Raw genomic sequence first — 14,325 nt, forward strand, 5'->3', positions numbered from 1 at the left:
ACGCACGCACTCCTGGCTCAACCGCGCACGGCGCTTGTTGATCCGCTGGGAAAAGAAAGCCGCGAATTATCTGGGCCTGCTCCATTTTCAATTCGCTATCGTCGCCTTGAGAGCCGCCAAGGTTCTCGGATAGGCTTTTAACCACATTTGCCTCGGTCGCATCGACCGACGCGCCTGCAGGCGGCACTTGCGGTCTGAACGAAGTCGGATGATCGGAGTCGAACAAGCTGTTCGCAAACGGGGCGCAGATTCCGCAGGGTACCGGCTTCGGCAAATCGCCAAGAACTCGGCCTTACCGCAGCATTGTCACCAGGAAGATCGTTCCATCCCACGTTCCGTGGTAGATGATGGGCCACAGCAGGCTTCCGGATCGCGTGCGAACGAGCGCCGCCGCGGCGGCCCGTAGCGCTGTGACCGAGAACTGTACGAGGGAGATCTGATACTGTCCGTCGACGACGGGCACGCCGTAAGTGGCGCTCTGCTTCGGACTCATTGAGCGTTCATCGCAGGATCGGCATAATGCTCGAGACCGCGTGGCGGCGGTGGCTTTTGGCCACCGCCGGCTCTCGACGGTCGCAATGCCGGCTCACGGTCGCACAGTATGGCGGCGGGTGGTCATTCGGCCGGCCGTGCTTCCTCGACGTCGTTCCCTATGCCAAGGACAGCGTGTGTCAACACAATCTACGCCAGCGTCTCGTACCGTCTCGATCAGTGAATTGCGGAAGTTCTGCATTGATGCTTTCACTCGCGCTGGCATGAACGCCACGGACGCGGCGACCGGTGCTGAGGTATTAGTCACGACCGACGCGTGGGGCGTTTTTACCCACGGCACAAAGTGTTTACGCGGCTACGTGCGGCGGTTGCTCGCCGGAGGATTGCGGAGCACCGGCCGCCCGAGCGTGGTCGCCCAGGGGCCGGCCTGGGCTATCGTCGACGGCGATTCCTCGCTGGGCATGGTGACCTCGGTGTATGCCATGCAGACGGCGATCGAGAAGGCGCGCCAGTGCGGCATTGCATACGCTGGCGTGCGAAACAGTTGTCATTACGGCGCCGCCGGGTATTACGCGTGGCTGGCCGCGCGCGAAGGGATGATCGGGCTGAGCATGGCCAACGACACGCCGTCCGTTGCGGCGCCCGGCTCGCGCGGCGCCATCGTTGGCAGCAATCCCATCTCGTATGCCGTCCCGGCCGGTCGTTACCGGGCAATCCTGCTCGACATGTCCGTGGCGACCGTGGCTGGCGGCAAGGTTTACGCCGCGCGAACTCGTGGAGAACCAATTCCCAGCACCTGGCTGATCGGCCCCGATGGCCGGCCGACCACCGATCCCAGTTGTTATCCGGAGACCGGCGCCCTGCAGCCTGCCGCGGGACACAAAGGATATGGTATTGCGCTGCTTATCGAGACCCTCGCCGGGTTGCTTAGCGGCGCCGAAGCGACCTGGCGTATCGGCAGTTGGATGTGGGACGATGGTCAAGGCCCAACCCATCACGGCGCCGCATTCGTGGCGATCGACGCCGCCGCGATGACGGCGCCCGGCGAGCTTGTGCGGCGCGTCGAAGCGCTCGTCGACGAGATTCACGCCGCCCCCCGCGCTGACGGCTGCGATCGGCTATACGTCCCGGGCGAGATGGAATGGGAACGATTCGCTCGCGCCGAACGTGAGGGAATCTCGCTGCCGCCGGACGTCGTGGCCAGTTTACAGGAAGCCGCGTCCCTCGTCGGCATTAAGTTCGAATTGCCGTTACGAGGGTAGCGCAGCGGACGGCTGCAAATGGGAGTGTCGCAGGACCTGCACTTTCGCCGTGCCAATTCTTGAGCTCGTTCGGAGTGACTTTCGGCGACGTTCGCAAGTCTGGCGCGATGCCGGGAACGCCAAAGGCGATGATCTCGCGCTTGATGCGCACCAGCATGCGATTGAAGGGCTGGTGTTGGCTGACGCTGATTTTCGGCTGCAGCCCTTCCAGCCCCGGAATCGCTTTCAGCTCTTGTAGCAGCAGATCGATTTCCGCACGAGCGCCGGCTACGAACAGATTGATCCCCTCGGGACTGAGCAGAATCGTGCCGCGCAATTTCCAGAGTTTGCACTGGGCCCGCAAACGCTCTCGCAACGCCTGCAGATCGGTGAGCGGAAAGAACTCGTAGGCGACAATATTAGTGACGTCGGACATTTTCTAAGGATACGCTCTGGCCAACTCCGCGCCGATCCGGGGGTCGACAAATGGCGGTGGTTGCAATGCGGTGGAGGAAGCGCGGGCGGCAGCGTCAATCGTGAACCGCTGCCAACACCATCGTGCGTCGATGGAGATCGATCCCGAGATGCCACATCATATTCCTCTTTATCCAGAGAGCAGGAAATGCGTTGCACAACGCACTCTTAGCCTTCTGGCAAGGCGCCTTGGCCGCGGCGGTTATCGAGTCAGGCCACCTGCCCGGCGTGGACCAATAGCACCTCCCATAAACACACTTGCCATTCTTGTGAGACTCGGACGTGGCAACTAGAATCGCCACAGCCCGAGGTTTACGTCTGCCCTGGCTTTAGCGAGTATGGCGACGGCCTGCCGCGCGGCGCCGGGCCTTGTGACGAAACGATTCGAGTATCGGACGCGACTCGACAAATCCACCCGAGTTGCCAAAACCTGTCCCGATGTTCGATCGACATTGGTAAGCGAACGGGCAAGCATCTACGTCCTGCTTCACAGAGGAGGAGTCGAGATGAATTCGAGTATGCGAAGTGCGCGCGCGACCAGAGATTTGCCCACCGCGATCGTCATTGCCCTTTTGCTGGTCGCCGCCTCGCAAAACACGGCCCGCGCCCAGGTCACCTATTTGAATCAAATCGCCGGGGGACCACCGAACAGCCCGGGCTACATTCCCACGCCGCTGATCGTGGGAAACGTGGGGCCGGACGGTGAATTCTTGATCGACGGTGGGTTCGCCGCCAATGATGGGATAATCAAGGCCTTTGCTGCGGACGGGACATACTTGCGGACACTCACCAACACGATTGGGAAGCCGCTGTTTTCTGCGATTGGTCCGGACGGCACCTATTACGTCACGTCGCAGTTGGCGCAAACCGTGGGAGTTTATAGTCCCAACGGCGTATTGGAGAATCGACTCCCCGCTCCGGGTGTTCAGATTCTCGCCACGGGAGTCTCGGCGAGTTCCAACGGATCTTTGTTCGTTGCAGCGAGAACCCAGATCCAGGACTACAGTACGACCTTTGACGGCACCTCGTATCCGCTGCTAGGCTCCTTTGGTTCGGCCGGCACGGGACCAGGACAATTCGGCGCGAGCGGCATCGGTGCGATCACACTCGATGGCGCGGGCACCAATCTTTATGCCACCGACCTCTCGGGAAATCGCGTCGAGGTGTTCACCGCGTCAGGCACCTATGAGTCCTCGATCGGCGATGCTTCCGGACCGGGCCATCTGAACCAACCGTTAGGAGTCAGCGTAGGTGGCTCTGGACTGGTTTATGTCACCGACCAGGGGCCGGGAATCAAGGTCTTCTCCACTGCGGGGACGTATCTGAATACCATTGCCACGACCTTTAATGGACAAGTGCTTCAACCGGTGTCGGTCTCGGTCGCTCCGACGGGCATGGTCTATACGGCGGGCACAACTGCGACCGGGACCGTGGCCATGCGCCTTTTCGACCCTGCCTCTTGGTCGTCGGGCACGAATAATTTCACAAACGCTAGCGTCGGGCCGACCAGCGTTGCTGTTGGCACTGGACAACTGTTGGGCGCGAGCTTGACGCTCGACAGTACCAAGGGGTTGATCGTTGGCCAGACCACGACGGTGAATAACTCTGGCGCGCTTACGCTCTCCGGCGGAACGCTGGTGACCGGCAGCCTCGTTGTCGACGGTAGCACAAGCAATGCCACTTTCCTCATGACAGGTGGCACTCTGACGGCGAATTCGATCACGGTCGGCGGTGGTGGCGTTGCCGATTTCGTGGGGCAACCTTTGACGACCACTCTGGGTGGCACCGTCTCGGTCTCGGATGCAAACTCGCAGTTCAAGGTCGAGCAAGGGGCCACGGTTTCGGCGGCGGCCCTGACCAATAGCGGCGTGGTCGTTGTCGGAGCCAACGCCGACTTTGTCGTCCTGAACAACTCGTTTAATCTCGGCACCACCACCCTCAACGGTGGCGAACTGGACGTACAAGGACTGTACGGCAATGGTCCGAGTGCATTGATTCAAGGATCGGGAACACTTAGCACCACGACTGGTCTGTCGAATAGCGGTAGCATTCAATTCACCGGACAGTCAAGCGTGATGGGGGTTGTCAGCAATCTCGGCAATGGTTTGATCGAAGTCTCGGGGCAGCAAAGCCATACGTTCTTCGGCGGCGTCATCAACGACGGCACCTTTACGATTGATCCAGGCTCCGGCACTACGTTTCAAGGCGCGTACTCCGGAGCCCAGGGCATAACGGGCACCGGCACGGCCACGTTCGCCGGAGGATTATCACCGGGCGGTCCGGTAGAGATGACTTTCGGCGGCAATGTCGTTTTGCAACACACGAACGTTACGACTATGAGCCTGGCGGGCGGTACACCCGGCGCCGGCTATGACAAACTTGACGTCGCAGGTCAACTGAGCCTGGACGGCACTCTGCGCATCGTTTTGCAAAGTTTTACGCCGCAGGTGGGAGAGAGCTTTCACCTTTTCACTTGGGGAAGCGAGGCGGGGACATTCTCGCAATTCATCCTGCCAGCGCTTCCTACCGGCGAAGCGTGGAATATGTCGCACTTGTATAGTCAGGGTACGATCAGCGTGACGATAACAGGAGACGTCAATGGCGATGGCATCGTCAACGGTCAGGACCTGGCATTGATCTCGAGCAATTGGCTGCACAAAGGCACGGGCCAGACGGGGGACGCCAACAACGACTCGGTCATCAATGCCCAAGACCTGGCGCTAGTGTCGTCGAACTGGCTAAGCGCTGGCACCCCCGTGACCGACAGTACGGTCGCCGTGCCTGAACCATCGACCGTGACGCTGGCCCTTCTCGCGGCGATGACGATCGGCCTCAGCAATCGCCGGCGTATGCGTCGCTAGGCGTGCCGGATTCGCCATTGCGGCAAAAATAATTCACTTGTCGCGCAGCATGTCGCCCGACTAACACGGCTGGCGGCAGCCCTGGTGGCGGAATACCGAGAGGCACTGGTTCCTTTAGTCGAGCCACATCGTATCACGCATGTGCCCCAAGCCCGCGTCGTCATTCCGTGGTTCGTTGGAAGTGTTGCAAGTCATGTTGCCTTCCGCGAATCCGCGTCGCTATTTAAACGCTTCGGCCACCAGCGATGGTAATAGCGTGGCGGCATTTCCTTCGAGCCAGATGTAGCCTTCGACCGGTTGCGGATCGATCGCGGCCACGGTTGCACCGTTGCGGCGCGCGAGGTGTGGCAATGTGGCCGCCGGGTAGACGATGCCTGACGTGCCGACCGCGAGTAGAAAGTCGCATTCGCTGGCGGCCTGTTGGGCCCGCGACCAATCTGGTTCGGACAGCAGATCGCCGAACATCACGATCTTGGGGCGGTAGGGACCATCGGCGTCCATGCCCATCAGTGGTGCGACAGCTTCTTGTAGTTGGTCAAAGGTTGCCGATGGGGCACACAGCGGACGCAACGCTTGTACGACATTGGCAATCTCGGCCCGTGATGATGGGCCGCGTGGGCGACCGTCCAAATACATCGTCTCGTACAACGTGCCGTGAATCGTATGGACGCGACTGCTGCCGGCCAATTCGTGAAGTCCGTCGATATTCTGTGTGATGACGGTCACATCCAAGTGACCTTCCAGCGCGGCGATCGCCCGATGCGCGGCATTAGGCTGGGCTTGCACCATCGGTTCCAAGAGTGCCAAGAAAAACTCGGCCGCACGACTTGGCTCTTCGATGGCCACGCTCAGCAGCCCTTCCCAGTTCGCAAAGACCTCGGGCGGGAACCGCGACCAAAGACCATCCTCGTCGCGAAACGTACCGATACCGCTTTCGGCCGACACGCCGGCGCCTGTAAATACGACCAGACGCCGCGCATCGCGCAACGTGCGGGCCATTCGCCGGAACAAACCGTTGTGCTCTAATTCGTCGCTCATCGGAGTAGGACCCGTCGGCTGAAAGCGCATACCGACCAAGTTGACAGGCAGAAACGACCGCAGGTTCACAATGCCATACGCCATGCGTCGCCGCAGATTGCCGCCGGCCTCAATTCTAACGGCCTGCGCTGCAGGCTACATGGAATGAGAAAGCTATTTCGCTAGCAATGCTTCGAGATCGTCGAATTCCGACAATTGCGAGCCGATGCGCGCGACCCGACCGTGGCGATCGATCAGGATGAAAGTTGGTGCCGCATCTACCCCGAATTTAGCAGCCATTGGATGCCGTGCATCGGGCGCACTCGCGGGCTTGCAGATCGTCGGCCACGGGATGCGCTGATCCTTGACGAATTGCGCAAGCTGCGTCAGGTCATTGTCGAGGCTGACACCGATCACCTTCAAACCGCGATCGCGATATTTCGCTTCGAGCACCCTGAGCTTCGGAAGGTCGGCGACGCAAGGCAGGCATGATGTGGCCCAGAAATCAACGAGCACTACATGATCTTTGAAGTCGCGCCAGTCGAGCGTTCCGCCGCCGACGAGTGGCCCCTCGACGGCGACGAGTTGATTGAGCATGTCTTGCTGCTTCGTGCCAGCCAGCGAAGCCCCTGGGGGCGCGCCAAAATCCCACAGCAGGACTTCGCCGTAACCGCTCGTGGCCATGAGCGTGCCCTCGGGATTGAAGGCCGCGGAAGGTACATTCGCTGGCGGCGCGACGAGCGTTTCGAGAATCTTGCCTTCCGCAACGCTTACGAGAAGTAGTTGCGGTTGCGGACATTCTTCGGGTGGCAGCTCCCCGTCTTCGTCGTCTGGGACTTTCGCTTGCGTGGGAACGACGAACCATCGACCACTGGGATGGAACACGGGTCGGCCGATGTAGGTATTCGTCGGCATATCGAGGGATTTCGATTGTTTCGACGGAATGTCGACAATCACGATGCGCTCGTCGTTGTCATCAAAACGTCGATACGCGTCGGCGACGATAATCTGGCCATCAGCCGATTTCGCAATCCAGCCGAACGTCTCGCCCGGCCGTTTGCCCGGCAGCGAGAAAACTTCCTGGCCCGATTTCGCGTCCCAGAACATGAGCGACTCGTGAGAGTTTTCCCAATTGTTCGATTCGTCGACCTTTTGTACCTCGCCGACCAGGATCCGGTCGTCACTTGCGAACGTGCGTGCGCTGAGCCTCGTCCTGTGGTCATCCGCCGTGATGTGGGACACCTCCTGCCAGTCGGGCATGGTGAAGATTTTGATCGACGCATCGTCGCTCTCGTTTTTCGCGGTCGGCACGCCCACGGCAACCAGGCGGCTGTCGGAAGTGAACGGACCGGGGATCGCATTCCCGCGTTCGACCTGCCGGTATTTGCCGGTAGCGGTATCCCATAACGTTAGCGCGCGGGGCCATCCGTCGGCGTATTCGCCGGGCGTTTCGTCGAGGGTCAAAAAGTATCTGCCATTCGGGCTCAGGTCCATGCTGCGAATACCGTGCGACGGCGAGCATTGATAGGTGCGCAGCAAGTTGCCAGTCGCCAGATCCCAGCCACGGACCAGGCTGCTGTAGTCGGCGTGGATGACCATCTGGCCATCACGCTCGAAGCGGCTGACGTCGCGGCGAGTTTCCTGCCACGCGTAGAGCGTCTTCCAATCCGCCGACGGAATGAAGTATTCGTCCGTGGCTCGGCCCCCTTCGCCGGCGTCGAGCGTGGCGAGACGATTGCCGCCCGCCACATCCCACACGTGGATGATGCCTCCCTTGTAACTTCCAGCCATCACGCGCTTGCCATCTGGCGAAAACTTAACGCCGCTGATCGTCGCGTGGCGGTCTTGATGCTCGAGGCTGCGGACCAGACGTTGGGAGACAGGTTCTCGTTTCGGGCCGGGTTTGCGCGGAACGATCTCGAATCGGTGTGTGGTGGACGCCACGATCGCGCCGGGCCAACTTTCCAACGAGATTTCGACCGTGGCCGTGCCTGTGCCAATCTCGTCGGGCACGGCGATTTTGCCATAGAGATTCACACCGCAGCAGCGCTCGGTCAGATCGTACGATGTAACTACGGGCTCCTGACCGGACGAGGCGGGTGGGAAAGTAACGCGCAACTGCGGGTTGAGATTGTCGGGAATAACTTTGTCGTAGCAGACGTTGGCGGTCGTGCCGGGACCGACGCCGGGCGTGCCAACGACGAGTACCAATTCTTCGGTGCGTCCGATGTGCCAAGGATCAAGACGATTGAACGATGTGATTTCCCAGGTTCCTTCGAAATGAATGATCGGCGCGTCAGCCGGGCGCGCCGCGAATTCAAGCAGTCCATGGCAGTCCCAGGCGCTGGCGCCTTCCGACACGCGACCGCCGAGCCCATCGCCGCGCAGATCAGGTAGTTCGATGTCGATGTCGACCGAGCAAGCACGAAACTTGGGATTGCGCACGAGCGCCTCTCGCAATTCAGGGAGCGAGTTGCGCAAATGGTTGAGTGTGTACCAACTGACGTTCAGGTCCTTGTGCAAGCGCGATCCGTCCGCAATGTCGCCTGCTTTGAAGGAATACTCTCCTTCGGTCGCGCCTTCGATCTTATCGGCCGCGACGCGATCTTCGGGCTCGGTGAGATCGCCGTTGCCGTTGCGATCGACGTACAGCACCGGACCATCGTGAACGAGCCACACGTGCTTGTGCGCTTCGGGGCCGAAGACGAGCAGGCAGTACCCTTGCGCCGCAGTTTCAAAGGCCGGCAGCTTGTCGATGGTGCGTTCGATTTTCGAAAGATCGGCCGCCGAACCGCACGCCGCTAGAAGCAACATTAAGCCCGTTGCCATTGTTAACACGCGCGTCATGGTCCGTCCTCGCGAATGAAAATCGCGGCGATTACACGTCCCTAGGTTAATGTTTCGCGCGGGCGATTGGCAAACATTGGGGGAGCCGGGGCGTCAGGACTGCCGGGAGAACTTCGTTCATTGCCGCTTGATGCCGAGTGATTATTGAATGTCAAATAGACTTGACATTAGCCGTGTCAAGTTTATCATACACGCATTCGCTGCAGCAAAGGCATTTCCTCATCGATTGGAGGATGGTTATGAACGCGATGGAAAAGGTAGCGTGGACGGAATTGATTATCTCGGCGGTCACGGTGTTCGTCGTTGCCGCGCTCACGCCGTGGCTCGGTGCGGCAGCTACCGCCGGTTTTGCGCTACTGGGACTGATCGTTGTGGCCGGGCTGTTTTTGAGGAAGCGCGGCCGACAGGTCATCGTCGACGAACGAGATCGCGAAATCGCCAAAAAGGCGAAAGACATCAGCATCGGGCTCTCATGGATGACGCTCGTGACGGTTCTGGCGGTAAGCGTAACTTGGGCTAGCGTAAAGAGCGACCGTGCGATTTCCACGGTGCTGCTGAATTGGCTCATCTGGAGCCAGTTTGTCATTGTCTACGGCACGCACGGCCTGGTCTCGGTGCTGCTGTACCGGAGGCCGCGGCATGCCGCGTAAGAAGGAACCTACCCTGAGCAATTGCATTCGCAAACTGCGAACAGCCGGGGCAGGGATGACCCAGCAAGAATTGGCGGACCGAGTCGGTGTCACGCGACAAACGATCGTCGCCTTGGAAGGAGGCGCCTACACGCCCTCGCTACCGCTGGCTCTACGAATTGCGCGGACGTTCAAAAAGACGACCGAGGAAGTGTTCCAACTCGACGAATAGCCGGACGAGAGACGAGCATGCGTGGCGCAAGACATGCTCTAGTTCGGGACTGCCGGGAGCTGGTCTTTGGGAACATGATCGACGTGCAGGTCGCCATAGATGACCGAGTACTTTGGTGGATCTTTCTGTGGCGCGGGCGCGGCGCTCGCGTTGGGGTTAGGTACTAGCGGCTGAAACGTGCCGGTGATGGCTGGATCTAGGCACCAGCAGATGACGCGGTCCTTCTCGCCAAACTTGCCGCCGGGGTAGTATTGCAATCGTTCAGCTGCGCCCACGGCAGCGAGTTGCGCCACGATGCTATCGAGGTGCGCGGCCAACTCCTTCTGGTCCAAGGTCATGGCGCTGCGCTCTTTTGGCAAATCAAGTTTTGAACGGACACTGGCGCCTTGGTCGTCGAATCGCTGCGGAAATTCGCCCCCTGTCGCTTTTGCGTAGGCTCGTAAGATGGCGATCATGCGAACGGGCGGCGTCCCATGCAGCGATTCAACCGTGGCGACTTCGTAGCCTTCAGGCACGTCTAATCGAAACAACGCCTCGTTGATCGGAGCGTCGACGTTGAAATCGGACAAAGTCTTTTGGCCCGGTCCATCAGGGGGCGGGATTTCCGTCAGCGGATACTCGATGCGGATCAGCGCGCCGGTTTTAGCATTCGCCCATAATTTGACTTTGCGGTCTTTGAATTCAGCCTCGAACAGTTTGGTCCGAACACCACTGAGGACTTCTTCGCCGATCGGTTTGCCATCCTTTTCGATGAGCGACCGAAGCTCGTCGACCGCTTGGAGTGTGCTGGTGGCGCGACCCGGGGGAATCTCACCAAATAAGGCCACACGTTGGGTGCTGTCGAGCGACAGCGTTTTCTGGCCGTTCAGAATCGAGACGGTCTTACGATCGCCGATCGTCGATTCGACCCGCGATTTGTCCGGTTCTTCGCTCCATACCCGCGTGGTGATGCCGGGGCGCTGTGGATTTGCCCAGCGTTGATCGACGCGAAACGAGATGCGCCGCGCCGCACGGATCTGATCGACGACCTGCGTCCAGGCAATGGCCTTCGTGCCGGGAAGTAGCAAGAAAACGACCACCGCAATCGAGGCGGCAATGGCACCGACGCCCACGAACGCTCTGTAACTAGGCGGCATCGCGTACATCCTTTCTGCAAATGTGAAGCGAGGCTGCATCGAGGCTTGTCCGGTAGCGGCGATCGTTCGCAGCAGCGACTCTTCAGAAGGTTCTTCCGTCGCGGTTTGCCGGAGCGCGCGAAAGGCTTGTTTTACGAACTCGTCGTGAGGAGTGTTGTTCTCGGCTTGCATGAGTGCGATCGTCAGGCTTGACGCTCCCAAGTTTTGGCGAGAAGTTTCTGCAATCGTCGGCGAGCACGCGCGAGTAGCATTCCGACCGCACCGCTCGAAATACTTAAATGCTCGCCGATGGCTTCGTAGGTCCAATCTTCAAGCTCGTACAGGCAGAGGGCTTCGGCCGAACGTACCGGTACTTGCGCGAGAGCCCAGCGGAGGACGCGTGCCAACTCGGCGTTCTCGGCCCGATCGGCAGGCGATCGCCCGACGGCCGGTACGACATCGATATCGTGGACATCTTCTATGCGCGCACGGCGCATCCTCTTTCTAAGGCAATCGACGGCGCGCGCGACTGCCAAATGCTTCAAAAGTGTTGGCCAATTCTGCACCGCTTGGCGCTGCGACAACTTAACCGCGGCGACGAACGTTTCTTGCAAGCATTCGTCGGCGTCGGTCCGATTCTGCACGAGGCGATAGATCGAGCGCCATAAGGCTGGCCCTTCGCAGCGGATCGTATCCTCCCAGTCGATCATTCAATCTGCTCAGTCTTGGTGCGGTATTCGCCGGAGTTCACTAGATATGTCGCCGAGTGCCCCGATTTATCACGGGTCCGCGACGATTTTTAACAGAATTCCGGCCAAGTAGGACCAACGGAGAAGGATTGATGCCAAACTGAGTGCGAAAAACGGCATTTTGCAGACACGCCAAGTCAGCAGAGACCGCCACGCCAGTCAATCACGCGAAGCCGAGAATTCCGTTTAGGCAGCGAACTTGGGTCTCGTTGTTGACTGTCAATAACGGCAACCTATGTTTCTGCGCGGCTTTTTCCCTCGGCGGATGGGAGGCAATCGCAATGATGAATGACAGAAATGAATGCCCAGAATGCGGCTCGAGCGCGGTCTCTCTCAGAAACGAGAGGACGCGCTACGGACGGGGAAGCGGCCTTGTTGAGGGCCAGTTATCTCTGGTCCCTGTAGGGGCCGACAGGACGTACAGCTGCAATATTTGCAGCTATGTGTTTACGAACAGAGAAACGCTCCAGGGCCAAGATGCGTTGCAAGGCTGCCTTTAATTGCCTGTGACGGCGCTCTACCGAGAGCTGCGAATTGCGAAGCTGCGGCTACAAGTGGCCAGGCGATCGCAACCCAATCGCGCGAATTATCTTTTCTCGCGCTTGGCTTCACTGTCGCGCATCACCACTTCGCCCACGGCGACGCCGATCGAAGTGTGAACGGCGCATGCCGGATACCTTCATCTCCACGCGCGCAGGTGCCATAGTCCGATCACTTCGGTTCCCGTGCGAATGAATTAGTAGACATGCAAGCACATCGGACCATGTCGATTCGGCAAGGTCCGCTCAGCCTATCAATTGTGCCGAGGCGATCAATTCCGGGTCAGTCAATGCGCTATCGGCCCGCCGCACCGGAGGCGACTCGGCCGTGGTCTTCCGCTTCCGCTGCGCTCCAGATCCAGACCACGGCCGAAGAACAACAGCACCACACTCTAACTTAAACACCGGTATCTTTGGTGGGGGCAGGTCACTTCTGGGGCGAATCAAACTTTGAAAACCATACTTCTACGTTTTGCAAGTCGCTCTCGATTCGAGCACGTAGTTTACTCGGCGTCTCGATGTAGTCGACGACAGTGCCGCTGCTGTCCGGCCCGATGTGAACGACCTTGCTAGCCTGCTCGGTAGAGTCACCGCCATAGTTGACCGCGGAATTCGGCCCGTATTGATAGACGATGAAGCGATCGTTGTCACGCCTCAATACGTTCGCGTACTTTTGCAACCAGCCATGTGATCGCCACCATTTCCGACCTGCGTGGCGAATGCGTACTAACTCAACTCCTGCCTACGATACAAAGCGCTTCTCGAGCACCTGAGTCGCGAGATAGTCGTAGACAGTTGGAAAATTCCAGTCCCACCCGTCGTGCTTGACGAAAAACCCGTGCCCTAGCTGCGTCATCGACGCCCACTCACATTCGGCCAATGCCTCGCAGACCTGTTGCGGGGTCGCCGATTCAATCGACTGCCTTAATGCGCCGCTAGTCGCTGCGAGATCGAGAAGATGCGGATTGTTTGTCTGGCGCCTGGAAATCACCGCCGCTTGGCAGTCTTGAAGCGTCCGAGTTGCCCTGGCACAGTTTTCGCTTAAGAGTTTGAGTCGGCTATCGGTCAACAACGTCTCTGGGCGATGAAGCGAGTCAGAGTGGTAAGGCAGCCGTACGCGCGGGATATCCTTTCCGAGGCGACCGCCCAATGCCACTTGCTCCCAATTCTCCAGACTTGCCTCAAGCAGGAATAGTTCTCTCGCCAGATCACGCAGGAAGTCAATCGGGTCGCGGTGAAATACTTCAGCCGCGACGACTGGCCCACGCCAAGTCTCCAAGGAATGCGTAAGAATAGCATCGGTGGCCTGCAGTTCGCGTATTGCGGCAAATACGAAATCGTCAATCCGATCTAAGTCCGCACGGTCAAGGCGCTCGCCGCACTCGACTGTGGCTGTTTTCTCTTCGAGGAATGCCGGATCGAAATCGATATTGATGTCGCCCATATCCCACTTGGGATCTACGGCCGCAACGTGCCCTTCCCGGTCCACTAAACGTATATCCTTCCCGAGGTAGCTTAACGAGATCGCTGAATCACGACTTGAAAGCGCTCTGCCAGTCGTTCCGATGTCGTTCGGACGCCACCATGCGTTCACGGAAAACATTAGGCGTGGATCAACATTCGATGCCATAGCACGAGACAGTGATTCGCACAAATCCGTTTCGCGTGCACTTGTTCGGATTCCTCGCCCATGTTGAGACTCAATGAATGTTGCGACCGTGATTTCCCATGCGTTCGACGACGTTGACTTCGGTAGTCCATTAAAGAACCTAACAAATCGCCCACGACGAGACTGCTCGTCATCCAGGTCATTCATCCAGACTGCCAATGCGTGTGCCATGAGACTAGAGCCGGTTTCAAAACCTACGTAGACAGATAGTGATGCAGGCTAAGAGGATGAAGGCTTGGTAGACGTTGCTGTAGTATTCGTAGCGGACGACGAGTCTGCGGAAGTTGTGCAGCCAGGCGATGGTGCGTTCGATCTTCCCGCGGCGACGATATCGTCGCAGTTTTCGGCCGTCTTGCGTGTTCGGTTTCGTACGACCTCGGCGATGAGGGCAGACCAGGTCCCAGCCCTTAGCCAGCAGGTTGCTTCTCAGCTTGTCACTGTCATAGGCGCGATCGGCGAT

Annotated in this window: 13 protein-coding genes; 5 read left to right on the top strand and 8 right to left on the bottom strand. The window is 59.1% G+C overall.

The window, feature by feature from the left end:
* A partial coding sequence (locus VGN12_15520; GenBank protein HEY4310859.1) for an IS5/IS1182 family transposase occupies window positions 1–133 on the top strand: 133 nt, incomplete at its 5' end.
* A 159-nt stretch (window positions 134–292) separates the two neighbouring features.
* Here the strand turns inward: VGN12_15520 and VGN12_15525 are convergent.
* Complete coding sequence (locus tag VGN12_15525) at window positions 293–493, bottom strand: hypothetical protein (protein HEY4310860.1); 201 nt, start codon at window positions 491–493, stop codon at window positions 293–295.
* Window positions 494–668: 175 nt separating this feature from the next.
* On the opposite strand from VGN12_15525, the gene VGN12_15530 reads away from it, so the two are divergent.
* A complete protein-coding gene (locus tag VGN12_15530; protein ID HEY4310861.1) occupies window positions 669–1,754 on the top strand; it encodes an Ldh family oxidoreductase in 1,086 nt (361 codons plus the stop codon).
* Here VGN12_15530 and VGN12_15535 read toward each other — a convergent pair.
* Window positions 1,726–2,169, bottom strand: coding sequence for a hypothetical protein (locus tag VGN12_15535; GenBank protein HEY4310862.1), 444 nt, complete (start codon window positions 2,167–2,169; stop codon window positions 1,726–1,728). The two genes, VGN12_15530 and VGN12_15535, sit on opposite strands and share 29 nt — an antisense overlap.
* A 544-nt stretch (window positions 2,170–2,713) precedes the next feature.
* Between VGN12_15535 and VGN12_15540 the strand changes: the two genes are divergently transcribed.
* Window positions 2,714–5,068 (top strand): dockerin type I domain-containing protein, encoded by a 2,355-nt coding sequence (locus tag VGN12_15540; protein HEY4310863.1) that lies wholly within the window; start codon window positions 2,714–2,716, stop codon window positions 5,066–5,068.
* 219 nt (window positions 5,069–5,287) lie between these two features.
* On the opposite strand, the gene VGN12_15545 is transcribed toward VGN12_15540, so the two are convergent.
* Both VGN12_15545 and VGN12_15550 read right to left on the bottom strand, forming a co-directional pair.
* Entirely contained in the window at window positions 5,288–6,106 is an 819-nt protein-coding gene (locus tag VGN12_15545; GenBank protein ID HEY4310864.1) for a Sir2 family NAD-dependent protein deacetylase, read from the bottom strand.
* Window positions 6,107–6,259: 153 nt separating this feature from the next.
* Entirely contained in the window at window positions 6,260–8,932 is a 2,673-nt protein-coding gene (locus VGN12_15550; protein ID HEY4310865.1) for a redoxin family protein, read from the bottom strand.
* A 239-nt stretch (window positions 8,933–9,171) separates the two neighbouring features.
* Here VGN12_15550 and VGN12_15555 point away from each other — a divergent pair, with 239 nt between their 5' ends.
* Together VGN12_15555 and VGN12_15560 are read left to right on the top strand one after the other, a co-directional pair.
* Entirely contained in the window at window positions 9,172–9,582 is a 411-nt protein-coding gene (locus tag VGN12_15555) for a DUF2178 domain-containing protein (GenBank protein ID HEY4310866.1), read from the top strand.
* Window positions 9,572–9,793, top strand: coding sequence for a helix-turn-helix transcriptional regulator (locus VGN12_15560; GenBank protein ID HEY4310867.1), 222 nt, complete (start codon window positions 9,572–9,574; stop codon window positions 9,791–9,793). Before VGN12_15555 ends, VGN12_15560 begins: the two co-directional genes overlap by 11 nt.
* A gap of 38 nt (window positions 9,794–9,831) precedes the next feature.
* Here VGN12_15560 and VGN12_15565 read toward each other — a convergent pair whose 3' ends face one another.
* The 4 genes from VGN12_15565 to VGN12_15580 all read right to left on the bottom strand — a co-directional run bounded on the left by VGN12_15565 (window position 9,832) and on the right by VGN12_15580 (window position 14,325).
* Complete coding sequence (locus VGN12_15565) at window positions 9,832–11,100, bottom strand: hypothetical protein (GenBank protein HEY4310868.1); 1,269 nt, start codon at window positions 11,098–11,100, stop codon at window positions 9,832–9,834.
* 11 nt (window positions 11,101–11,111) lie between these two features.
* Window positions 11,112–11,618, bottom strand: coding sequence for an RNA polymerase sigma factor (locus VGN12_15570; protein HEY4310869.1), 507 nt, complete (start codon window positions 11,616–11,618; stop codon window positions 11,112–11,114).
* Window positions 11,619–12,938: 1,320 nt separating this feature from the next.
* On the bottom strand, window positions 12,939–13,799 hold the full coding sequence (locus tag VGN12_15575) for a hypothetical protein (GenBank protein ID HEY4310870.1): 861 nt from the start codon (window positions 13,797–13,799) through the stop codon (window positions 12,939–12,941).
* Window positions 13,800–14,052: 253 nt separating this feature from the next.
* The gene (locus VGN12_15580) at window positions 14,053–14,325 is read right to left on the bottom strand and encodes a transposase (protein ID HEY4310871.1); all 273 of its coding nucleotides are present in this window, start codon (window positions 14,323–14,325) and stop codon (window positions 14,053–14,055) included.

It is taken from the genome of Pirellulales bacterium (assembly GCA_036499395.1).
Classification (GTDB): Bacteria; Planctomycetota; Planctomycetia; order Pirellulales; family JACPPG01; genus JACPPG01.

What these genes read in the sequence shown, in the direction of transcription:
- VGN12_15525 (HEY4310860.1), bottom strand. Translation starts at nt 493, where the DNA reads ATGAGTCCGAAGCAGAGCGCCACTTACGGCGTGCCCGTCGTCGACGGA.
- VGN12_15535 (HEY4310862.1), bottom strand. Translation starts at nt 2,169, where the DNA reads ATGTCCGACGTCACTAATATTGTCGCCTACGAGTTCTTTCCGCTCACC.
- VGN12_15540 (HEY4310863.1), top strand. Translation starts at nt 2,714, where the DNA reads ATGAATTCGAGTATGCGAAGTGCGCGCGCGACCAGAGATTTGCCCACC.
- VGN12_15545 (HEY4310864.1), bottom strand. Translation starts at nt 6,106, where the DNA reads ATGAGCGACGAATTAGAGCACAACGGTTTGTTCCGGCGAATGGCCCGC.
- VGN12_15550 (HEY4310865.1), bottom strand. Translation starts at nt 8,932, where the DNA reads ATGACGCGCGTGTTAACAATGGCAACGGGCTTAATGTTGCTTCTAGCG.
- VGN12_15555 (HEY4310866.1), top strand. Translation starts at nt 9,172, where the DNA reads ATGAACGCGATGGAAAAGGTAGCGTGGACGGAATTGATTATCTCGGCG.
- VGN12_15560 (HEY4310867.1), top strand. Translation starts at nt 9,572, where the DNA reads ATGCCGCGTAAGAAGGAACCTACCCTGAGCAATTGCATTCGCAAACTG.
- VGN12_15565 (HEY4310868.1), bottom strand. Translation starts at nt 11,100, where the DNA reads ATGCAAGCCGAGAACAACACTCCTCACGACGAGTTCGTAAAACAAGCC.
- VGN12_15570 (HEY4310869.1), bottom strand. Translation starts at nt 11,618, where the DNA reads ATGATCGACTGGGAGGATACGATCCGCTGCGAAGGGCCAGCCTTATGG.
- VGN12_15575 (HEY4310870.1), bottom strand. Translation starts at nt 13,799, where the DNA reads ATGTTTTCCGTGAACGCATGGTGGCGTCCGAACGACATCGGAACGACT.